At 68.1% G+C, this 19896-nt stretch carries 18 protein-coding genes; 7 read left to right on the top strand and 11 right to left on the bottom strand.

Features of this window, described 5'->3' with window-relative positions; translation table 11 throughout:
- The first annotated feature begins 43 nt into the window (after positions 1 to 43).
- From ACSQ9A_RS30200 to ACSQ9A_RS30180, 5 genes are read left to right on the top strand one after another with little or no spacing between them, the layout of a single operon-like run.
- Positions 44 to 1000 (top strand): TauD/TfdA dioxygenase family protein, encoded by a 957-nt coding sequence (locus tag ACSQ9A_RS30200; RefSeq protein WP_436306594.1) that lies wholly within the window; start codon positions 44 to 46, stop codon positions 998 to 1000.
- Between the two features lie 14 nt (positions 1001 to 1014).
- Entirely contained in the window at positions 1015 to 2370 is a 1356-nt protein-coding gene (locus tag ACSQ9A_RS30195) for an ABC transporter substrate-binding protein (RefSeq protein WP_436306593.1), read from the top strand.
- 22 nt (positions 2371 to 2392) lie between these two features.
- Positions 2393 to 3304 carry a carbohydrate ABC transporter permease gene (locus tag ACSQ9A_RS30190; RefSeq protein ID WP_436306592.1) on the top strand — a complete coding sequence of 304 codons (912 nt, stop codon included), beginning with the start codon at positions 2393 to 2395 and terminating at the stop codon, positions 3302 to 3304.
- Positions 3291 to 4196 carry a carbohydrate ABC transporter permease gene (locus tag ACSQ9A_RS30185; protein WP_436306591.1) on the top strand — a complete coding sequence of 302 codons (906 nt, stop codon included), beginning with the start codon at positions 3291 to 3293 and terminating at the stop codon, positions 4194 to 4196. The genes ACSQ9A_RS30190 and ACSQ9A_RS30185 overlap by 14 nt, the downstream gene beginning before the upstream one ends.
- A gap of 25 nt (positions 4197 to 4221) precedes the next feature.
- On the top strand, positions 4222 to 5289 hold the full coding sequence (locus tag ACSQ9A_RS30180) for an ABC transporter ATP-binding protein (protein WP_436306590.1): 1068 nt from the start codon (positions 4222 to 4224) through the stop codon (positions 5287 to 5289).
- A gap of 42 nt (positions 5290 to 5331) precedes the next feature.
- Here ACSQ9A_RS30180 and ACSQ9A_RS30175 read toward each other — a convergent pair whose 3' ends face one another.
- The 11 genes from ACSQ9A_RS30175 to ACSQ9A_RS30125 all read right to left on the bottom strand — a co-directional run bounded on the left by ACSQ9A_RS30175 (position 5332) and on the right by ACSQ9A_RS30125 (position 18183).
- Positions 5332 to 6687 carry an LLM class flavin-dependent oxidoreductase gene (locus tag ACSQ9A_RS30175; protein ID WP_436306589.1) on the bottom strand — a complete coding sequence of 452 codons (1356 nt, stop codon included), beginning with the start codon at positions 6685 to 6687 and terminating at the stop codon, positions 5332 to 5334.
- A 9-nt stretch (positions 6688 to 6696) separates the two neighbouring features.
- The gene (locus ACSQ9A_RS30170) at positions 6697 to 7560 is read right to left on the bottom strand and encodes a MetQ/NlpA family ABC transporter substrate-binding protein (protein WP_436306588.1); all 864 of its coding nucleotides are present in this window, start codon (positions 7558 to 7560) and stop codon (positions 6697 to 6699) included.
- Between the two features lie 31 nt (positions 7561 to 7591).
- A complete protein-coding gene (locus tag ACSQ9A_RS30165; protein ID WP_436306587.1) occupies positions 7592 to 8827 on the bottom strand; it encodes an SfnB family sulfur acquisition oxidoreductase in 1236 nt (411 codons plus the stop codon).
- A 3-nt stretch (positions 8828 to 8830) separates the two neighbouring features.
- Positions 8831 to 10075 carry an SfnB family sulfur acquisition oxidoreductase gene (locus ACSQ9A_RS30160; RefSeq protein ID WP_436306586.1) on the bottom strand — a complete coding sequence of 415 codons (1245 nt, stop codon included), beginning with the start codon at positions 10073 to 10075 and terminating at the stop codon, positions 8831 to 8833.
- A gap of 32 nt (positions 10076 to 10107) precedes the next feature.
- Positions 10108 to 10950, bottom strand: a complete 843-nt coding sequence (locus tag ACSQ9A_RS30155) for an ABC transporter permease (RefSeq protein WP_436306585.1) — start codon at positions 10948 to 10950, stop codon at positions 10108 to 10110.
- Entirely contained in the window at positions 10947 to 11936 is a 990-nt protein-coding gene (locus ACSQ9A_RS30150) for an ABC transporter permease (RefSeq protein ID WP_436306584.1), read from the bottom strand. The genes ACSQ9A_RS30155 and ACSQ9A_RS30150 overlap by 4 nt, the downstream gene beginning before the upstream one ends.
- A 7-nt stretch (positions 11937 to 11943) precedes the next feature.
- On the bottom strand, positions 11944 to 13617 hold the full coding sequence (locus ACSQ9A_RS30145; protein ID WP_436306583.1) for an ABC transporter substrate-binding protein: 1674 nt from the start codon (positions 13615 to 13617) through the stop codon (positions 11944 to 11946).
- A 34-nt stretch (positions 13618 to 13651) separates the two neighbouring features.
- Positions 13652 to 15391, bottom strand: a complete 1740-nt coding sequence (locus ACSQ9A_RS30140; protein ID WP_436306582.1) for an ABC transporter ATP-binding protein — start codon at positions 15389 to 15391, stop codon at positions 13652 to 13654.
- Between the two features lie 7 nt (positions 15392 to 15398).
- Positions 15399 to 15977, bottom strand: coding sequence for an FMN reductase (msuE, locus tag ACSQ9A_RS30135; protein WP_436306581.1), 579 nt, complete (start codon positions 15975 to 15977; stop codon positions 15399 to 15401).
- Positions 15978 to 16020: 43 nt separating this feature from the next.
- Positions 16021 to 17163 (bottom strand): FMNH2-dependent alkanesulfonate monooxygenase, encoded by a 1143-nt coding sequence (gene ssuD, locus ACSQ9A_RS30130; RefSeq protein ID WP_436306580.1) that lies wholly within the window; start codon positions 17161 to 17163, stop codon positions 16021 to 16023.
- 198 nt (positions 17164 to 17361) lie between these two features.
- Complete coding sequence (locus ACSQ9A_RS30125; RefSeq protein WP_436306579.1) at positions 17362 to 18183, bottom strand: MetQ/NlpA family ABC transporter substrate-binding protein; 822 nt, start codon at positions 18181 to 18183, stop codon at positions 17362 to 17364.
- Positions 18184 to 18361: 178 nt separating this feature from the next.
- Here ACSQ9A_RS30125 and ACSQ9A_RS30120 point away from each other — a divergent pair, with 178 nt between their 5' ends.
- Together ACSQ9A_RS30120 and ACSQ9A_RS30115 are read left to right on the top strand one after the other, a co-directional pair.
- Positions 18362 to 19216, top strand: a complete 855-nt coding sequence (locus tag ACSQ9A_RS30120; RefSeq protein ID WP_436306578.1) for a methionine ABC transporter ATP-binding protein — start codon at positions 18362 to 18364, stop codon at positions 19214 to 19216.
- Complete coding sequence (locus ACSQ9A_RS30115; RefSeq protein WP_436306577.1) at positions 19209 to 19871, top strand: methionine ABC transporter permease; 663 nt, start codon at positions 19209 to 19211, stop codon at positions 19869 to 19871. Before ACSQ9A_RS30120 ends, ACSQ9A_RS30115 begins: the two co-directional genes overlap by 8 nt.
- The last annotated feature ends 25 nt before the right edge of the window (positions 19872 to 19896 follow it).

The raw sequence follows: 19896 nt of genomic DNA, 5'->3' as shown, positions 1-19896 counted from the left end.
ACGCCTGCGATTCACGACATTCACATCCCAAGGAGATCCCCCGATGAGCGACGACACCCCTTCCTCCATCGACACCAGCATCGGCGAGCTGCGCATCCGGCGCGTGGCCGGCCACATTGGCGGCGAGGTGCAGAACATCCGGCTCGGCGGCGATCTGCCAGCCGAGGTGATCGAGCAACTCGACGCGGCCCTGGTCAAGCACAAGGTGCTGTTCTTCCGCGGCCAGAGGCACCTGGACGACCGCGAGCACCAGGCCTTCGGTGCGCGCTTCGGCCGCACGGTGGCGCATCCGACGGTCCCCTCGCCGCAGGGCACGAAGCTGTTCGAGCTCGATGCGTCCAAGGGCGGCGGCCGGGCCGATTCGTGGCATACGGACGTGACCTTCGTCGATGCGTTCCCGAAGATCTCGATCCTGCGCGGCGTGACCATTCCAGCCTACGGCGGCGACACCGTCTGGGCCAATACGGCGGTGGCCTACGAGCGCCTGCCGACCCATCTCAAACAACTGGCCGACAACCTGTGGGCCGTGCACAGCAACGACTACGACTACGGCGCCGACCGCGTGCAGGTCGAGGAAGAACGCCTGCGCCACCATCGCAACGTCTTCGTCTCGGCCGTCTACGAGGCCGAGCATCCGGTGGTGCACGTTCATCCGATTTCGGGCGAGCGGGCGCTGCTGCTGGGCCATTTCGTCAAGAAGCTGGTCGGCCTGTCGAGCACCGAGTCGGCGCGCATTTTCGAGCTGCTGCAGAACCGCGTGACGCGGCTGGAGAACACCGTGCGCTGGAGCTGGCAGCAGGACGATGTCGCGATCTGGGACAACCGCGCCACGCAGCATTTCGCGATCAACGACTACGGCAAGCAATCGCGCCTGGTGCGCCGCGTCACCGTGCGCGGCGAACCTGCGGTGGCGCTGGACGGCCAGCGCAGCCGCACCCGCAGCCGGCCCGAGGCGACCAACGACGCGCGCATCGACGAAGTCATTTCCGCCACCGCCTGAACCTCATTCCTCCCATGACACACGAACTCTCCGCCCACGACCGTCGACGCCGCGGCCTGCTCCAGGCCGGTGCCGCACTCGGCGCGACCGCCTTGCTCCCCGGCCTTGCGGCAGCGCAAGCCGGCGCCAAGAAGTTCGCCGGCGTGACGCTCAACGTCTCGACCTTCAGCGCCGCCTATCCGAAGCTGCTGCAGCAGTGGCTGCCCGAGTTCGAGGCGCTCACCGGCGCCAAGGTGAACTTCGACGCGCCCTCCTTTCCGGTCTACAACCAGCGCGCCGACCTCGAGCTCTCGACCAAGGGCTCCGCCTACGACGTGGTCAACGTCACCTTCATCTATTCGAGCCGCTGGATCAATTCGGGCTGGCTCACGCCGCTCGACGACTACATCAAGAACCCCAACCTCACACCGGCCGATTGGAACGTCAACGATTTCCTGCCCGGCGCCCGCGCGCCGGAGACCGGCCGCGACGGCAAGCTCTACGGCATTCCCTGGACCGCGGAGGCACTGCTGACCGCGTCCTCGCGCTTCGACCTGGTCGAGAAGGCCGGGCTCGCCTTCCCCGACACCACCGACGACCTCGTCAAGGTGCTGCGCGCGGTCAACAAGAAGGAGCGCGTGGCCGGCTTCGTCGCCGACAACCACTACGGATGGACCTTCGTGCCCTACCTGCACGCCTTCGGCGGCGACGTGTTCCGCAAGGCGCCCGACGACCTGTTCCCGACGCTCGACACGCCCGAAGCCATTGCCGCGGGCGAGTACTACGCCAACCTGCTGAAGGAGTTCGGCCCCGACGGCGCGATCACCTACCAGCCCGATCAGGTGACACAGGCGCTCAAGCTCGGCCGCGTCAACTTCACCGATGCGGGCCAGCTCCACCTGGCCCAGCTCGGCGACCCCGCGACCAGCAAGACGATCAAGACCGTCAAGTTCGGCCTGGTGCCGAAGGGCCCGGCCGGCCGCTTCCCGGGCACCGCCGTGCACGGGCTCGGCATTCCGGTCGGCTCGAAGCAAAAGGAAGCCGCCTGGGCCTTCATCCAGTGGGCGCTGAGCAAGCAGACCACCGGCAAGGCGGTCGCGGCCGGCTACGGCTCGCCGGCGCGGCGCTCGGACATCGACTCCGCGACCTTCCGCAGCAAGCAGGTGATCAACGGCAGCGACCTGGCCAAGCTCTCGCTCGACTCGATCGAACTCGCCGCCAAGAGCGGGCACATGAAGTACCGCACGGTGTCGGTCTACCCGCAGATCGACCAGCAGCTGAACAAGGCGATCGAGCTGATCGCGAGCGGGCAGTTGTCGGCGAAGCAGGCCTTCCAGCAGGCGCAGGCCAACTCGATCGCGGAGCTCAAGCGCGCGGGCGCGAAGCTCTGAGGGCGCAGGCGTGGCGCATGCGATGACTGCCGACGGCTGGCAGCGAACGGGCTGGCAGAACGAGCGGCGTCGCGCCTTTCTGCTTGGCCTCACGCCCTCGCTCGTCGTCCTGCTGCTGATCACGCTGGTGCCGGCGGCCGCGCTGCTGGTGGCGAGCTTCACGCCGCTGCAACTCACGGACCCGTCCGGCACCTTCCGCTTCGACGATCCGCTGGTGAACTACCGGCAGCTGCTGCACGACGACCGCTTCCTCGCGTCGATCGCGGTGCAGCTGAAGCTCTCGGCTTCCAGCGTCGCGCTGCAGCTCGGTGTCGGCCTCGGCCTCGCGCTGTTGCTGAACGGCAAGTCGCGCGTGCTCGAAGGCGCGCGCACGGTGTTCCTGATCCCGATGGTGCTGCCGCCGATTGTGGTCGCGTTGATCTGGAAGATCATGTACACGCCCGACGTGAGTCCGATCCACCGCACGCTCGAAGCGATCGGCTTGCCGGTGCGCTCGCTGATCGCCGACCCCGACACCGCCCTGTGGGCGATCTCGCTGGCCGACACCTGGCAGTGGTTCCCCTTCACGATGCTGATGGTGCTCGCGACGCTGCAGATGATCCCCGACGATCCGCTCGAGGCCGCGACGCTGGAAGGCGCGAGCCGCTGGCAGCTGTTCCGCTACATCGTGTTCCCCTACATCCGGCCCGTGCTCGTCGTGTGCGCGCTGTTCCGGCTCATCGACAGCTTCAAGGCCTTTCCGCTGATCTACGTGCTGACCAACGGCGGGCCGGGCAGCGTGACCGAGGTCACCAACTACTACGGCTTCATCCAGGCCTTCAATTTCTCCTACTGGGGTTACGCGAGCGCGATCGCGACCGTGATGCTGGCGGGTGTGTTCGTGTTGAGCTGGCTGGTCGGCAGACTGGGATGGAGCGACCATGACAAGCGCTAGCCCCGCATGGGGCATGGAGTCCCTCGAAGTCGCGCACGACGAGGGCGTCGTTCCAGACGTCGTGCGCGCCGCGAGCCCGCGCCGCTCCTGGCTCTCGCGCCACGGCCGAACGCTCACCGTAGCCGTGCTGCTGCTGGTCGTGCTCTCGCCCTTCCTGTGGCTCGTGCAGCTGGCCTTCCGCCCGGCGGCCGACATCTTCGAGGACAGCCTGCTGTTCACGCCGACCTTCGACGGATTCATCAGCCTGCTACAAGGCAACTTCCTCAAGTCCTTCGGCAACAGCCTGCTCGTGAGCACGCTGTCCGCCGGCTTCTCGCTGCTGATCGGCGTGCCCGCGGCCTATGCGCTCACGCGCTGGCAGTTCAAGGGCCGCGACCGCATCGCGCTGTGGATCCTGGTGACGCGCATGGCGCCGCCCATCGCGTTCACGATTCCGTTCTTCCTGGCCTACCAGTACCTCGGCCTGCAGGACACGGTGATCGGCCTGGCCATCGTCTACCTGACCTTCAACCTGGCCATCGTCATCTGGCTCATGCAGACCTTCTTCGAGGCGGTGCCCGCGTCGCTCGAAGAAGCGGCCTGGATGGACGGCTGCGGCATCTGGCAGGCCTTCTGGCGCGTGTCGCTCCCGCTCACCGCGCCGGGCCTCGCGGCCACCGCGGTGCTGTGCTTCATCTTCTCGTGGAACGACTTCTTCTACGCGCTCATCCTGACCCGCACCAACGCCATCACCGCGCCGGTGGCGATCGTCAACTTCCTGCAGTACGAAGGCTGGGAGTGGACCAAGATCGCCGCCAGCGGAACCCTCGTGATGTTTCCGGTCGTGGTGTTCACGGTGCTCGTTCGCAAGTACCTGGTGCGCGGCCTCACGGCCGGCAGCATCAAGGACTGACCGCTTCTCTTCATCCAGGACCTCCATGGCTTCCATCACCATCCGCGACCTCGCCAAGGATTTCGGCAGCACGCCCGTCATCCGCGGCATCGACATCGACATCGGCGACGGCGAGTTCGTCGCGCTGGTCGGTCCGTCGGGCTGCGGCAAATCGACGCTGCTGCGCATGATTGCCGGCCTGGAAACCGTCGACGCGGGGGAGATCCTGCTCGGCGATCGGCGCATCAACGACGTGGCGCCACGCGAGCGCGATGTCGCGATGGTGTTCCAGAACTACGCGCTCTATCCGCACATGACGGTCGAAGAGAACCTCGGCTTCGGCCTGAAGATCCAGGGACTGCGCGCCCCCGACATCGCGCGCCGCGTCGAGCAGGCGGCCGAGACGCTGGGCCTGAACCAGCTGCTGCGCCGCCGCCCGCGTCAGCTCTCGGGCGGCCAGCGCCAGCGCGTCGCGATGGGACGCGCCATCGTGCGCCAGCCGCAGGCCTTCCTGTTCGACGAACCCTTGTCGAACCTCGACGCCAAGCTGCGCGTGCAGATGCGCACCGAGATCAAGGCCCTGCACCAGCGCCTGGGCACCACCACGGTCTACGTCACGCACGACCAGGTCGAGGCGATGACCATGGCCGACCGCATCGTCGTGCTGAAGGACGGACGCGTCGAACAGGTCGGCGCGCCGCTCGAGCTCTACGACCGGCCGCGCAACGCCTTCGTGGCGGGCTTCATCGGCTCGCCCGCGATGAACTTCATCCGCGGGCGCCTGCAGCTCGACGGCACACCCTACGTGCTGACCGACGACGGCCTGCGCCTGCCGCTGGCTTCCGCATCGCGCGGATCGCACGGCGACCGCGTGCTCTACGGCGCGCGCCCGGAACATTTCACGATCGATCCGAGCCGAGGGCTTTCGGCCGACGTGATCGTGGTCGAGCCCACGGGCGCCGAAACGCAAGTCGCACTGCGCCTGGGCGGCCAATCGGTCATGGCCGCGTTTCGCGACCGCGTCGGTGCACGGCCCGGCGACCGGTTGGCGCTGTGGCCGGTGGCGGCCGAGGCGCACCTGTTCGATGCAGCAGGCGGCGAGCGCCTCAACTGAGGCGAAGAAGCTTTTCTCCGACGAGAGATCCGCAGCGCGCGGCTAGCGCCTGAACTGCGCGCCGGCGTGGCGCTCGGGCAGGTGGTCGGACGCGCCGAAGAGCTTCCTGCGCAGACTGCCCTCCGCGTACGAGGTCTTGTAGACGCCGCGTTGCTGAAGCTCCGGCACGATCAGGTCGACGAAGTCCTCGTAGCTCTCCGGCACGACCGTGCGGCTCAGGTTGAAGCCGTCCACCCCGGTTTCGTCGATCCACGATTGCAGTTCGTCGGCCACGTGCGCGGCATCGCCCACGATCGCCGGGTAGCGCCCGCCGAGCTCGAAGAGTTCCAGCAACTGTCGGCGGGTCCAGCCGTGCTGCTCGGCGGTGCGCGCCGCCGACTCGATCGCGTTTGTCTGGCCGTAGGCGATCGGCTCGTCGAGGTCGTAGCGCGCGTAGTCCACGCCGGTGCTGGCCGCGAAATGTGCGAGGCCTGCTTCGCGGCTGGCGTAGCGCTTGTAGTCTTCGTACTTCTCGCGTGCTTCCTTCTCGGTGCGGCCCGTCACCACCGCGGTGCCGACGAACACCTTCACGTCGTCCGCCCGCCGGCCGGAACGCACCAGTTGTTCGCGCAGCGAATCCACGCTCTTGCGCGCGGACGCCTTGTTCGGCGGCGAGATGAAGACGCACTCGGCATGCCGCCCGGCGAAGCGCTGGCCGCGGCCCGAGCTGCCGGCCTGGAACAGCACCGGCGTGCGCTGCGGCGACGGTTCGGCCAGGTGGTAGCCGTCCACCTGGTAATAGCGGCCCTGGTGATGCACCTTGTGCACCTTCGCCGGGTCCGCGTAGACGCGCGCGGCCTTGTCGCGCCGCACCGCGCCCTCCTCCCAGCTGCCTTCCCACAGCTTGTAGAGCAGCTCCAGGTACTCGTCGGCACGGTCGTAGCGCTCGTCGTGCGCGATCTGCTGCGAAAGGCCCATCGCGCGCGCGGCGCTGTCGAGGTAGCCGGTGACGATGTTCCAGCCGATGCGCCCGCGCGTGAGATGGTCCAGTGTCGAGAAGCGCCGCGCCAGCAGGTAGGGCTGCTCGTAACTGAGGTTGACCGTCACGCCGAAGCCGAGATGCTGCGTGACTGCGGCCATCGCCGACACCAGCAGCAGCGGATCGTTCACCGGAAGCTGGATCGATTCGCGCAGCGTCACGTCGACGTTGTGCTGGTAGATGTCGTAGACGCCCACGATGTCGGCGATGAACAGGCCGTCGAACAGGCCGCGCTCCAGCGTGCGCGCGATGCCGGTCCAGTGCTCGAGCGTGTTGTACTCTGTGGAGCGGTCGCGCGGATGGGTCCACAGGCCGTGGTTGATGTGGCCCACGCAGTTCATGTTGAACGCGTTGAGCAGGATCTCTTTCTTCCGGGTCATGGGCTGCGATCAGAAGGCCGGCACCACGCCGCCCGCGAAAGTCTTGACGATGAAATCGCGCACCTCCTCGGTCTGGTAGGCCTTGACCAGCTGCTGCACCCAGGGCTGGTCCTTGTCCTGTTCGCGCACCGCAATCAGGCAGGCATAGGGGCCGTCCTTGTCCTCGACCAGGATGCCGTCGCGCACGGGGTTGAGGCCGGCCTTGTTGGCATAGTCGGCGTTGACAGCCGAGGCGTCGGTGTCGTCGAGCGTGCGCGGCAGCTGCGCGGCCTCGATCTCGACGAAGCGGAACTTCCGCGGGTTCTCTGTGATGTCGCGCGGCGTGGCGTTGATGCCCGCGATCGGGTCGATGCCGCTCTTGAGCTTGATGGCGCCGGCCTTCTGCAGCAGCAACAGCACCCGGCTCTCGTTGGACGGATCGTTGGGGATCGCAATGCTCGCGCCTTCGGGCAGGTCCTTGAAACTCTTGTACTTCCGGGAGTAAATCGCAATCGGCCCGATCCAGGTGCGGCCGAAACCGACGATCTTGTAGCCGCGCGAGCGCACCTGTGCCGCGAGAAAGGGCCGGTGCTGGAAGCTGTTGGCGTCCAGGTCGCCGGCATCGAGCGCGGCATTGGGCCGGCTGTAGTCGGTGAAGGGCACGATCTGGATCTTGAGGCCGTAGTCGCGCTCTGCCACCTTCTTCACGACCTCGAAGGTCTGCTCGTGCGGGCCGGTGGTGACGCCGACCTTCAGCAGCTTCGTCGTGCCGGGCTGCTCCTTGAGTGCGGCGTGCAACGGCAGGCCCGCGGCGGCGAGCGCGCCGGCCGAACCGATCTGCAGGATGCGGCGGCGCGAAGCGGATGCCGATCGCGCCAGGTTGGAAATGGTCATCAGGACTCCTTGAAGATGAAATGCCGGCGAGTCACAGCGCCCCGTGCCGCGGCGGCAGGCGGTCGTTGAGGTAGTAGTTGCCGACGGCGTGGTATTTCCAGCGCACCGGATCGTGCAGCGTGTGCGTGCGCGCGTTGCGCCAGAAGCGATCCAGGCCCAGGTCGTCGAGCGTGGCGGCCGTGCCCGCGAGCTCGAAGAGGCGCGTGCTGGCGTCGAGCGAAGCGGTGGTGGTGCGCACGCGTGCCTCGGCCACCGCGATGGAGGCCTCGGCCACGCTGCGCTCGTCGGGCGCGCGCTGTGCCGCGTCGACGATGCGCCCGGCGCGCCGCACCAGCGCCTCGGCCGCGCGCAGGTGCACCGCCACTTCGCCGACCTGCTGGATGGCGAGCGGGTCCTCGCTGGCACGCTCGACCTTGGCGTCGATCCACGGCCGCGAACGCTCGCGCACGAAAGGCAGGGTGGCCTCGAAGGCGCCGCGGCCGATGCCCAGATCGATCGCTGCGTGGAGCAGCTGCGCGAACGGCCCGATGGTCGTGGGCCGCTCGAAGGAGGCGAGAAAAGGAACCACCCATTGCGCTTCGACGCGCACGCCGTCGAACGAGACCGACCCGCTGCCGGTGACGCGCTGGCCGAAACCGTCCCAGTCGTCCGTGATGGCGACACCTTCGGCATCGCGCGGCACGAAGGCCAGGTAGCTCACGTGCCGGCCGCCCTCCGCGGCCATCACCAGCGTGGGAATCCAATGCGCGTAGAGCGCGCCGGTGCAATAGAACTTGCGGCCGTCGACGCGCCAGGCCTCGCCGTCGCGCGTGAGCCGCGTGCGGCGCTGGAAGTCCTTGTGCCCGATCTCAGCGAGCGCGTTGCCGAAGCGCTCGCCGGCCAGCACGCGGCCGTAGAAGAAGCGCCGCTGCGCCGCGCTGCCGCCCACGCGCAGCACCTCGAGCGCGTAGTAGTGGTTCTGCGGGATCTGGCCGAGCGATCCGTCGGCCGCCGAGATAGTCGCCACCACCTCGGCCAGCGTTTCGTTCGACACACCCGCGCCGCCGTGTTCGCGCGGCACGGTGATGCCCCACAGGCCGCTGGCCGTGAAGGCCTCGAGCTCGTCCCAGGGCAGGCGGCGCTCGCGGTCGCGCAGGGCGGCCCCGCGGGCGAAGTCGGCCGCCAGGCGGCGCGCGACGGCGATGGCGTGGGCGTCGTCGTGGATCAGCTCGGGTGTGCGGGTTGGGGTCGCGGCCTCCAACGGCGCAGGAGAAAGGATCAGGGCCATGCTTCAGTTCCAGGAATGCCGCGGGGGCAGGATGCCGTTGAGGTGGTAGTTGCCGATCAGGTGCGCCTTCCAGCGCACCGGGTCGTGCAGCGTGTGGGTGCGCGCATTGCGCCAGTGCCGGCCGAGGTTGTGCTGCGCACGCGTGGCAGACGAGCCGGCCAGCTCGAACAGCTTCTCGCTCGCCTCCAGCGCGATCTGCGTGGTCAGCACCTTGGCCTCGGCCACGGCCACCGAGGCGCGGGCGCTGGATTCGGCGGTCAGCGGCTGTGTGGCCATCTCGTCGAACGCGCGCCCGGTTTCCAACAGCACCGCGTGCGCGGCGTGCAGGTCGATCTGCAGGCGGCCGACGTCCTGGATGATGTAAGGATCGTCGGCGGCGTGTTCGAGTCCCGAGTCGACCCAGGGCCGCGCACGCTCGCGCACGAAGGCGAGCGCGTCGGCGACGGCGGCCTGGGCGATGCCCTGGTCGATCGCGGCCTGGATGATCTGGGAGCCGGGGCCGAACAGGCCGGGCCGATCGGCCAGTTGCCAGATCGGCAGGATGTCATCTTCGTCGATGGGCACCGCGTCGAACACCACGCTGCCGCTTGCCGTGATGCGCTGGCCGAAGGACGACCAGTCGTCGATCACGGCGACGCCGGGCGCATCGCGCGGCACCCACACTTGCACGGCGCGGCCCTCGTCGTCCTGCGCGCGCGCTGGAATGCGGTGCGCAAACAGTGCGCCGGTCGAATAGAAGCGCCGGCCGGTGAGGCGCAGACCTTCGGGCGTGCGCGTGAGCCGGGTGGCACCGTGCAGGATGGTTTTGGAGCCACGCTCCGGCCCGGCGTTGCCCAGCCGGCGGCCGCTCAGCACCTCGCCGTAGAAGCGGCGCTTCTGTTCCTCGCTGCCGACCTCGCGCAGCACGCCCAGCACGCCGAAGTGGTTCTGAGGAATCTGCCCCAGCGCGGGATCGGCCGCGCAGAGGATCACGAACACTTCGGCCAGCGTGGCGTAGGACACGCCGGCGCCTCCGTACGCGCGCGGCACGGTGATGCCGCCCAGGCCGCTTTCGGACCAGCGATCGAGCTCGTCCCAGGGCAGGCGGCGCTCGCTGTCGCGCTGCGAAGCGCCTGGCGCGAACTCGGCCGCGAGGCAGTGCGCGGCAGCCAGCGCTTCGGCATCGCTTTCGATGCGCTGCACGCGCGCGGGGTCGAGGGTGCGTGGCAAGCGCGCGGCGGATGAGTCTGGAAAAAGCGAATGGGACATGGAGGTGCCGTATCGGGGAAGAAAAAAGGCCACTAGACCAGCGGCGTTGCCTGGCGCGCGCGGCGCAGGCGCGGGTTGAGCGCGGCATGCAGCGCGTCGCTCAGCAGGTTCAGGCCCAGCACCGTGAGCACGATGGCCAGGCCCGGGATCGCGGTCATGTACCAGGCGGTGCGCAATGCGTCGCGCCCGAGGCCGATCATCGAACCCCAGCTCACCGCGTTGGGATCGCCCAGGCTCAGGAAAGACAGGGCCGCCTCCGACAGGATGGCGTTGGCCACCAGCAGCGCGGTGGAGACGATGACCGGCGTCCAGGCGTTGGGCAGGATCTCGCGGAAGATCAGGTGCGCATCGCTCGCACCGAGCGCAACGCTGGCGCGCACGAACTCGCGCTCGCGCAGCGACAGGAATTCGGCGCGCACCAGCCGTGCGATGGAGGTCCAAGAGGTCACGCCCAACGCGAACACGATGGTGCCCAGCGTGGGCTTGAGCACTGCCACGAGGATGATGGCTAGCAGAAAGGCCGGGATGGTCTGGAAGAACTCGGTGATGCGCGTCAACACCGCATCGACGCGCCCGCGATAGAAGCCCGCGGCCGCTCCCACCGCAATGCCGATCGCCAGCGCAATGACGGCCGACGAGACGCCCACCAGCAGCGAGACGCGCGCCCCGTGCAGCAAGCCTGCCGCCAGGTCGCGGCCCATCAGGTCGGTGCCCAACGGCGTCTGCGCATCGGTGCCGGGCCAGACGAAGGGCGCGCCCACCATGTCGAGCGGATCGCCGGGATACAGCGTGCCCGCCAGCAGCGCGGCAGCGAACACCACGAGCAGGATCGAGCCGCCGATCAGGATCGAGGGCTGCAGGTACCAACGCTTCATGCGGCGCTTCCCGCCGACGCATGCAAGCGCACGCGCGGGTCCAGCCGGGCCTGCATCACGTCCACCAGCAGGTTGGCCAGCACCACCAGGATGCCGCTGAACAGCAGCACGGCCAAGAGCACCGGGATATCGCGACTCTTGATGGCCTCGTAGGACAGCTGGCCCAGCCCGGGCCAGCCGAACACCGTTTCCACCACGATCGAGCCGCCCAGCAGCGCGCTGCTTTGCAGGCCCAGCATGGTGAGCACGGGCAGCACGGCGTTGCGCAGCGCATGGCCGAAGATCACGCGGCCTTCCGGCGCGCCCTTGGCGCGGGCGGTACGGATGTAGTCCTCGGCCAGCGTCTCGATCATCGAGGCGCGTGCAAGCCGCGCATACACGGCCACGTAGTAGATCGACAGCGTGAGTGCCGGCAGCACCAGGTGGTGCAGATAGTCGAGCCACAGGCGCGGGCCGCGGTGACCGGCGCTCACGTCGCTCAAGCCGCCGATGGGCAGCCATTCGAGATGAACGCCGAACAGAACGATGAGCATCAGTGCGGTCCAGAACATGGGCGCCGAATAGCCCAGCGTGGCCAGCGCGGACAGCACGGTGTCCGTCACGCCATGCGGGCGACGCGCCGAGGCCACGCCCAGCAGAACGCCGGCGATCACGGACGCCATCAACGCCACCCCTACCAGCGCCAGCGTGGGCCCGAGCCGGTGCAGCACCAGGCCCAGCACCGGCTCGCCGAAGCGGAATGAAAAGCCCAGGTCGCCCTGCGCAATGCGGCCCAGGTAGCTCAACAACTGATCGAACGCATGGCGATCCAGGCCGTACATCTGGCGCAGCTGCGCCACGTACTCGGCCGAGACGCTGCCGCTCTCGCTCGCGATCACGTCCACCAGGTCGCCGGGCATCGCCTTGAGCAGGGCGAAGTTCAGCACCGCGGTGCCGAGCACGACGCCCAGCAGTTGCAGCAGCCGCCGCAGGATCCGCTTCGTCATCCGCGTGCTATGCCTTCGACTCGAACCAGACGCGCGCGAAGTTGTTCTGGCTGTGATCGAAGGTGTCGGTGACGTTGCGCAGCCGCTTGTCCCAGACGCCGAACCAGCGGAACTCGAACAGGTTCAGGAGCGCCAGGTCCTTCTGTGCGAGCTTCTGGAATGACTGGTAAAGCTGCACGCGCTTGGCCGCATCGCGTTCGACCTGCGCGGCTTCCAGCAGCCGGTCGGCCTCGGCGCTCGCATAGCCCGAGGCGTTCTGCCACGGCGTACCCTTCGACTCGGCCTTCGACCAGTAGTGCTGCTCGACGCCGATCTGCGGGTCCTGCCAGTTGATGCCCCAGGAACTCACGAGCTGGAAGTTGTAGTCGGCAAAGACGTTCTTGGTCCAGCTCGCGAGATCCTGCGCGCGCAGATTGACGTCGATGCCAACGGCCCGCAGCGCCTGGCGCACGAATTCGCCGGTGCGGCGGTAGTCGTCGCCGAAGGGAATGAAGTCGTGGTCGAGCTTGAAGCGGAAGCCGTCGGCCTTCTTCGGATAGCCGGCTTCGTCGAGCAGGGCCTCGGCCTTCTTGCGGTCGAAGGGGTACTGCTGCGTGTCCTGGGTGTAGAAGGTCTTGAGCAGCGAGGACACCGGCCCGGTCGCCGGCGACGCGTAGCCGCCCCACACGGTCTTGACCAGCGCGTCGCGGTTGATCGCGTGCAGGATGGCCTGGCGCACCTTGATGTTGCCGATGACCGGATCGCGCAGGTTCGGGATCAGCCAGAGCCAGCCGGCGAAGCCGTTGTAGCCCTCGGTGCTCACGACCAGGTTCGGCGACTTGGCCAGGCGGTCGGCATCGGCGAAGGTTACCGGGTTGCGCTCGCCGTACTGGATGGCGCCGGTTTCCAGCGCGGTGGCACGGCCGGCCACGTCGGGAATGATCTTGAAGGTGAGCTTGTCCAGGTAGGGCAGGCCCGGCGCCCAGTAGCGGTCGTTGCGCTCCAGCGCGATGTGGCTGCCGCGCGCCCACTCCTTGAAGACGAAGGGGCCGGTGCCCACCGGCTTGTTGTTATAGGGGTTGCTGGGAATGTCGGTGCCCTCGTACAGGTGCTTCGGCAGCACCGGCGCGGCCACCACGTCGAGCGCATTGAGGATCACCGGCGTCGGCTTGGCGAGCGTGAGCACGACCGTGTGGCTGTCCGGCGCCTCGACCTTGCTCAGGTGCTGGAACACACGGCGTGCCGTCGGCGCGTGCTTGCGCCAGACCTCCTCGGCCGAGAACTTCACGTCGGCCGCGGTGAAGGGCTTACCGTCGTGCCACAGCACGTTCTTGCGCAGCTTGAGCCGCACCGTGAGGCCGTCGGCCGAAACGTCCACGCTCTCGGCCAGCTGCGGCCTGGGCTTGAGGTCCGGCCCGTAGTCGAGTAGGCCGTCGAAGATCTTGCTGACCACGGTGCGCCCGGGCGTGGAGGTATTGATGAAGAAGGCCAGCGTGGGCGGCTCGGGATGCACGGTGGCCTCCAGCGTGCCGCCGCGCTGGGCGCCCTGCTCGGTGTTGGGCAGGGCCTGCGTGATCGCTGCCGCATCCCCCGCATAGAGGCTGCCCAGCAGGCCGCTGGACAGCAGTGCGCCGGTCAGGCTGAAGAGCTGGCGGCGGCGCAGCTCGTGGCGCACGGCATCGTCGTTGAAAGGTGCCGTCATGAGAGAGTCCTTCGGGCAACAGAAAAAGAGGCGCTCACGCGGCCTGCAGCACCGGCTCGTCGATCCGGGCCGACGCTTCTTCGCGGCGCCGACCCGGCACGGCCGCGAGCAGGCTGCGCGTGTAAGGATGTCGAGGGCGTTTCCAGATGCTTTCGTGATCGCCCGATTCGACGATGCGCCCGCCGTTCATCACCAGGACGCGGTCGGCGATGTAGCGCACCACCGACAGGTCGTGCGAGATGAACAGGTAGGCCAGGCCGTATTCGGCCTTGAGGTCGACCAGCAGATTGAGAATCTGCGCCTGGATCGAGACATCGAGCGCGGACACCGGCTCGTCGCAGATCACGAGCTCGGGCCGCAGCACCAGCGCACGGGCGATGCCGATGCGCTGGCGCTGTCCGCCCGAGAACTCGTGCGGGTAGCGGCGCCGCGCGCTGCCGCCGAGCCCCACGTCGTCCAGCACGGCGACGATGCGGCGCTCGCGTTCGCCGCGATCGCGCAGCCCATGGATGGCGAGCGCGTGATGCAGGATGTCGTCGACGCGATGGCGCGGATTGAGCGAGCCGTAGGGGTCCTGGAAGATCATCTGCACCCGGCGGCGCTCAGGCAGCAGTTCGCGCGGCGGCAGCGCGAGCAGGTCGCGCCCGTCGAGCACCACACGGCCGGCCTGCGCCGGCACCAGCCGGACGATGGCGCGCGAGAGGCTGGACTTGCCGCAACCCGATTCGCCCACCAGGCCGACGGTCTCGCCACGGCCGATCGACAGCGAGACATCCCGCACCGCCTGCACCGTGCCGTGGCCGCCCGGGTAGCCGACATGCAGTCCCTCCACCGCGAGCAATGGCTTCGCGCCTGCCGCATCGGCGGCAGCGCTGCCTTGCGCGCGTACCGGCGAACGCTTGAGCGCGAAACCGCCCTGCCCGTCCGCGCGAACTTCAGCCAGCCGCGCGCCGCGGTAGTGCAGCGAAGGATCGAGGTGCAGCGAGGCGCCCAGCAGGCCGCGCGTGTAGGCGTGGCGCGGCGCCGAGAAGACCTCCGAGGTCGGCCCCTCCTCGAGCTTGCGCCCGCCATGCATCACGGCCACGCGATCGGCCCACTGCGCGACCACGCCGAGGTCGTGCGTGATGAGCAGCACCGCCATGTCGAGCTCGCGGCGCAGCTCGTCGATGAGGCCGAGGATCTGCGCCTGGATGGTGACGTCGAGCGCCGTGGTCGGCTCGTCGGCGATCAGGAGGCGCGGATGGCATGCGACCGCCATCGCGATCATGACGCGCTGGCGCTGCCCGCCGGAGAGCTGGTGCGGATGGTCGTCGAAGCGGCGCCGCGGCTCCGGCAGCCGGACCCGCTCGAGCAGCTCGATCGCACGCGCGCGCGCGGCGGCCCTCGAGAGCGGCTGGTGCAGCGTCAGCGCCTCCACCACCTGCTGCCCGATCGTGTGCAGCGGATTGAGCGAGCTCATCGGCTCCTGGAAGATCATCGAGATCTCGCGCCCGCGCAGAGCGAAGAGCTCCCGCTCCTTCAGCGCCAGCAGGTCGCGGCCGGCATAGCGCACGGCGCCCGAGAGCTGCGCCTGCCGCGGCAGCAGACGCAGCACGGCCAGCGCGGTGGTCGACTTGCCGCAGCCCGACTCGCCCACCAGCGCCAGCGTCTCGCCGGCGGCGATGCGCAGGTCGAGCGCGTCCACCGCCGCTCGGCCACCGGGAAAGGCCACGGACAGGCCGCCCAGTTCCAGCAGCGGCGGATCAGGCAGGCCCGTAATCCCGTGCTCGGCCACGGAACGATCAGGCCAGAGCGAGGGAAGGCACCGCGACCGGCGTGTGGGCACGTTGCCGCAGCACCGGCAACGCACGTTCGACCGCCAGCGCGATGCGCGCACGCAGCGCCTCGCTGCTGACGCGGTAGTTCTCGAACTCCTTGTCGGTCGCATAGACGCCGATCGGCAGGGTATGCGCCTGGAAGAAGCTGAACAGCGGGCGCAGCTGGTGGTCGATCGCCAGCGCGTGGCGGTCGCTGCCCCCGGTGGCTGCGAGCAGCACCGGGACGTCGATCAGCGATTCGTGGTGGGCGAAGTCGAAGAAGTGCTTGAAGAGTCCGGTGTACGACCCGCGGTAGATCGGGCTCGCCACCAGCAGCAGGTCGGCGGACTCCACATCCTTGAGCGCCTGCTCGACCTCGGCCGGCAGTTGGCCGCGCTGCAGCACGTTGCCGAACTTCGGCACCAACTGGCTGAGCTCGATCAGCCGGGTCTCGGCGGGCCAGGCATCGGTCAGTCCGTCCAGCAGTTCTTCGACGAGCGCGAGCGTGCGCGACGGACGTTGCAGGCCGCCGGAGACGGCGACGATCTTGAGTTTGTGAGCCATGGCGAGATGAGAAGAAGAGAAGAAGAACTGGAGAAGCGATGCCTCAGGCGGCGGCGCGCGCGGACGGGACGATGTCATTGGCGATCACCTCTCCGAACGGACCGGTCAGGTTGGCCTGCCCTGGCGGGTGCATGCGCGCCAGCGGCAGCAACGGGAACACGAGCTCGGCGAAACGGTAGGCCTCTTCAAGGTGCGGATAGCCGGAGAAGATGAAGGTGTCGATGCCGAGCGCCGCGTATTCCTCGATGCGCGCCGCGACCTCCTCCGGGCTGCCCACGAGTGCCGTGCCGGCACCGCCTCGCACCAGGCCGACGCCGGCCCACAGGTTGGGCGACACCTCAAGCCGATCACGCCGCCCCTGGTGCAGCGCGGCCATGCGCTGCTGGCCGATCGAATCGAAGCGTGCGAAGGCCTTCTGCGCGGCCGCGATGGTGTCATCGCTCAGGTGCGAGATCAGCCTGTCGGCGGCGCGCCAGGCGGCCTCCGAGCTCTCGCGCACGATCACGTGCAGCCGGATGCCGAAGCGCAGCGTGCGGCCATGCAAGGCCGCGGCGGCGCGCGCCTTGGCGATCTTCTCGGCGACGGCCCGCGGCGGCTCGCCCCACGTGAGGTAAACATCGACCTGCTCGCCCGCGAGTTCGATCGCGGCATCGGAGGAGCCGCCGAACCACAGGGGCGGATAGGGCTTCTGCACCGACGGGTACAGCGTCTTCGCGTTCTCCACGCGCAGGTGCTTGCCGGCGAAGTTCACGGTCTCGCCTGCAGCGACGCCGCGCCAGATGCGCAGGAACTCGGTCGTGACCTCGTAGCGTTCGGCGTGCGACAGAAAGCTGCCGTCGCCGCGCTGCTCGTCGGGGTCGCCGCCGGTCACCACGTTGATCAGGACGCGCCCGTTGGAGAAGCGGTCGAGCGTGGCGGCCTGGCGCGCCGAGACGGTCGGCGAGATGACGCCCGGCCGGATGGCCACCAGGAACTTGAGCTGCTCGGTGAATGGAACGAGCGAGGAGGCAACCACCCAGGAGTCCTCGCAGGAGCGGCCCGTCGGGATCAGCACGCCCTCGTAGCCCAGCTGATCGGCTGCCTGCGCCACTTGCTTCAGATATTTGTGGTCCACGCTGCGCGCGCCATGCGCGGTGCCGAGGTAGCGGCTGTCGCCGTGGGTCGGCAAGAACCAGAAGAGCTTCACGAAATCGCCTCGCGTTTGGAAAAAATGCCAGACCACGAATGTGTCGCCTGGGCGGGCCTTTACACCCGCGGCTGCTAGAAGCATTTCAGCTATCGATATGCAGATTCCAGGCTTGGCGCTCTCGCCGCCAGGTCCATGCACTGGCCAGTTCGCTCGGGTCCGCGGCGGCGGCACTGCCCTGGATTGCTCGGGTGGCGTCTAGAACGCTGGCACCAGCGAGCCCTTGAACTGGGTCTCGATGAAGGCCTTGACCTCGGGCGACTGGTAGGCCGCGACCAGCCGTTTGGCCCAGGGCTTGTCCTTGTCGGCGCGGCGCACCGCGATCAGGTTGGCGTAGGGGCCCTGCGGCGATTCCTTGATGACCGCATCCTTGGCAAGCGAGAGGCCCGCCTTCTCGGCATAGTCGTTGTTGATGGCGGCGATCGCGAGATCGTCCAGCGAGCGCGGCAGCTGCGCGGCGTCGAGAGGCACCAGCTTGAGCTTCTTCGGGTTCGACACCACGTCGAGCGGCGTCGCGTTGTTGTTCTTCACCGCTTCGGGCTTGAGCGTGATCAGCTTGGCCGACTGCAGCAGCAGGAGCGCGCGGTTGCCGTTCGAAGGATCGTTCTGGATGCCGACCGAGGCGCTGTCGGGCAGCGCATCGATGGACTTGAGCTTGCGCGAGTAGAAGCCCAGCGGCGCGGTGATCGTGAGGCCCACCGGCACGATGTCGAAGCCGCGCGCCTTGTTTTGGTTGTCGAGGAAGGGCTGATGCTGGAAGGCATTGGCGTCGAGATCGCCGGCCGTCAGCGCCGCATTGGGCAGTTGGTAGTCGTTGAACACCACCACCTCGATCTTGAGTCCGTCGCGTGCGGCGACCTTCTTGACCACTTCGAAGACCTGCTCGGCATTGCCGACCGAGACGCCGACCTTGATCGTGTTCTTGTCCTGCGCCTGGACAGGAGGAGTGGTGAGGACGGTGAGCGTTGCGATGGCAGCGAGGGCAGCGAGGGCAGTGCGGCGGCGGAGCGAAGAAAGCATGTCGATGTGTGCGAAATACAAGGGAGCGCGAATGTGCCATTGCATGGCGCGCGACGGAACGAAGAAAGCCGCATGTCGATATCCGTTCTTCGACGGACCGGTGTGCATAAGCAACCCACTATTTGTTCGTTCCCTTCGAGCTCGCCTCTTCGCATACTCGGCAGCTTTTTGAAGCGCAATGACCAGCCCTCCCTCCGACGCGGCGAACAAGAAGCCGCCCGTGATCCGTCTTGAATCCGTCCAGAAATCCTTTCCGCTGCCCAATGGCGAGGTCTTCGATGCCGTGCATTCGCTCTCCCTCGACATACCCGAAGGCGAGGTGTTCGGCCTGATCGGCAAGAGCGGCGCCGGCAAGTCCACGCTGCTGCGCCTCATCAACCTGCTGGAACGGCCCGACGCGGGCAAGGTGTTCGTCGGCGGCCGCGACCTCACCACGCTCTCGCGGCGCGAGCTGCGCGACACGCGGCAGAGCATCGGAATGATCTTCCAGCAGTTCAACCTGCTGCAGAACGCGACCGTGTTCGACAACGTGGCGTTTCCACTCAGGATCCACGGCCGCCACTCGCGAGCAGAGATCGATGCGCGCGTGCGCGAATGCCTGGAACTGGTGGGCCTGGCCGAGAAGATTGACAGCTATCCGGCGCAGCTCTCGGGCGGCCAGAAGCAGCGTGTTGCCATCGCACGTGCGCTGGCGCCGCGGCCGCAGGTGCTGCTGTGCGACGAGCCCACCTCCGCGCTCGACAGCGAGACCACGCGCGACTTGCTGGAAACGCTGCGCGACATCAACCAGAAGATCGGCGTCACGATCGTGATCGTCACGCACGAGCTCTCGGTGGTCGAGGTGCTGTGCCGCCAGGTCGCCATCCTCGAGCAGGGCCGGCTGATCGAGCAGTTCGCTGTGGATGCGCCAAGCGTCGAGCGCCGGACCGCGCTGGGGCGCGAGATCGATGCGCTGGTGCGACGGCGCGAGCGCGAAACGTTGCCGCAACCCGCGCAGCGTCATCATCCGACTGGAGGGTTGGCTTATGCCTGAGAACATCGCCGCCATCCTGCCCGAGCTGTGGGTCGCCACCGGCCAGACCTTCCTGATGCTGGGCATCGGCCTCTCGGCTGCGGTGCTCATCGGCGGCCCGCTGGGCGTGCTGCTGTTCCTGCTCGGACCCGGCCAGTCGCTGGACAACAAGCCGGCCTTCCTGGTGCTGAACTGGCTCGTCAACACCGTGCGTTCCTTCCCCTTCATCATCCTGCTGGTGGCGCTGGTACCCTTCACGCGCATCATCGCCGGCACCTCGATCGGGCCGCTCGCGGCCGCGGTGCCGCTTTCGTTTGCCGCCATTCCGTACTTCGCGCGCCTGGTCGACCAGTGCCTGCGCGAGGTGCCGCGCGGCGTGATCGAGGCCGCGCACGCGATGGGTGCGAGCGAGCTGCAGATCGTCTGGCGCGTGCTGGTGGTCGAGGCGCGCTCCGGCCTGGTGCTCGCGCTCACGGTGCTGGCGGTGAGCTTTCTCTCCTACTCGGCGATCGCCGGCGTGGTGGGCGGTGGCGGCATCGGCGACCTGGCCATCCGCTACGGCTACTACCGTTTCCAGACCGACGTGATGGTGCTCACCGTGGCCCTGCTCGTGGTGCTGGTGCAGATCCTCCAGTTCGTCGGCAACACGGCGGCGCGCCGTCTCGACAAGCGCTGATTCCCTTCTTCTTTCTCCATTCTCG

Origin of the sequence: Variovorax sp. LjRoot290 (assembly GCF_964253985.1) — a bacterium.
In the GTDB taxonomy this organism is placed as follows: domain Bacteria; phylum Pseudomonadota; class Gammaproteobacteria; order Burkholderiales; family Burkholderiaceae_C; genus Variovorax.
This window is presented reverse-complemented; position numbering and strand designations above follow the sequence as displayed.

What these genes read in the sequence shown, in the direction of transcription:
- ACSQ9A_RS30185 (WP_436306591.1), top strand. Translation starts at nt 3,291, where the DNA reads ATGACAAGCGCTAGCCCCGCATGGGGCATGGAGTCCCTCGAAGTCGCG.
- ACSQ9A_RS30175 (WP_436306589.1), bottom strand. Translation starts at nt 6,687, where the DNA reads ATGACCCGGAAGAAAGAGATCCTGCTCAACGCGTTCAACATGAACTGC.
- msuE (WP_436306581.1), bottom strand. Translation starts at nt 15,977, where the DNA reads ATGGCTCACAAACTCAAGATCGTCGCCGTCTCCGGCGGCCTGCAACGT.
- ACSQ9A_RS30150 (WP_436306584.1), bottom strand. Translation starts at nt 11,936, where the DNA reads ATGACGAAGCGGATCCTGCGGCGGCTGCTGCAACTGCTGGGCGTCGTG.
- ACSQ9A_RS30190 (WP_436306592.1), top strand. Translation starts at nt 2,393, where the DNA reads ATGACTGCCGACGGCTGGCAGCGAACGGGCTGGCAGAACGAGCGGCGT.
- ACSQ9A_RS30170 (WP_436306588.1), bottom strand. Translation starts at nt 7,560, where the DNA reads ATGACCATTTCCAACCTGGCGCGATCGGCATCCGCTTCGCGCCGCCGC.
- ACSQ9A_RS30125 (WP_436306579.1), bottom strand. Translation starts at nt 18,183, where the DNA reads ATGCTTTCTTCGCTCCGCCGCCGCACTGCCCTCGCTGCCCTCGCTGCC.
- ACSQ9A_RS30200 (WP_436306594.1), top strand. Translation starts at nt 44, where the DNA reads ATGAGCGACGACACCCCTTCCTCCATCGACACCAGCATCGGCGAGCTG.
- ACSQ9A_RS30120 (WP_436306578.1), top strand. Translation starts at nt 18,362, where the DNA reads ATGACCAGCCCTCCCTCCGACGCGGCGAACAAGAAGCCGCCCGTGATC.
- ACSQ9A_RS30115 (WP_436306577.1), top strand. Translation starts at nt 19,209, where the DNA reads ATGCCTGAGAACATCGCCGCCATCCTGCCCGAGCTGTGGGTCGCCACC.
- ACSQ9A_RS30145 (WP_436306583.1), bottom strand. Translation starts at nt 13,617, where the DNA reads ATGACGGCACCTTTCAACGACGATGCCGTGCGCCACGAGCTGCGCCGC.
- ACSQ9A_RS30160 (WP_436306586.1), bottom strand. Translation starts at nt 10,075, where the DNA reads ATGTCCCATTCGCTTTTTCCAGACTCATCCGCCGCGCGCTTGCCACGC.
- ACSQ9A_RS30195 (WP_436306593.1), top strand. Translation starts at nt 1,015, where the DNA reads ATGACACACGAACTCTCCGCCCACGACCGTCGACGCCGCGGCCTGCTC.
- ACSQ9A_RS30165 (WP_436306587.1), bottom strand. Translation starts at nt 8,827, where the DNA reads ATGGCCCTGATCCTTTCTCCTGCGCCGTTGGAGGCCGCGACCCCAACC.
- ACSQ9A_RS30155 (WP_436306585.1), bottom strand. Translation starts at nt 10,950, where the DNA reads ATGAAGCGTTGGTACCTGCAGCCCTCGATCCTGATCGGCGGCTCGATC.
- ACSQ9A_RS30180 (WP_436306590.1), top strand. Translation starts at nt 4,222, where the DNA reads ATGGCTTCCATCACCATCCGCGACCTCGCCAAGGATTTCGGCAGCACG.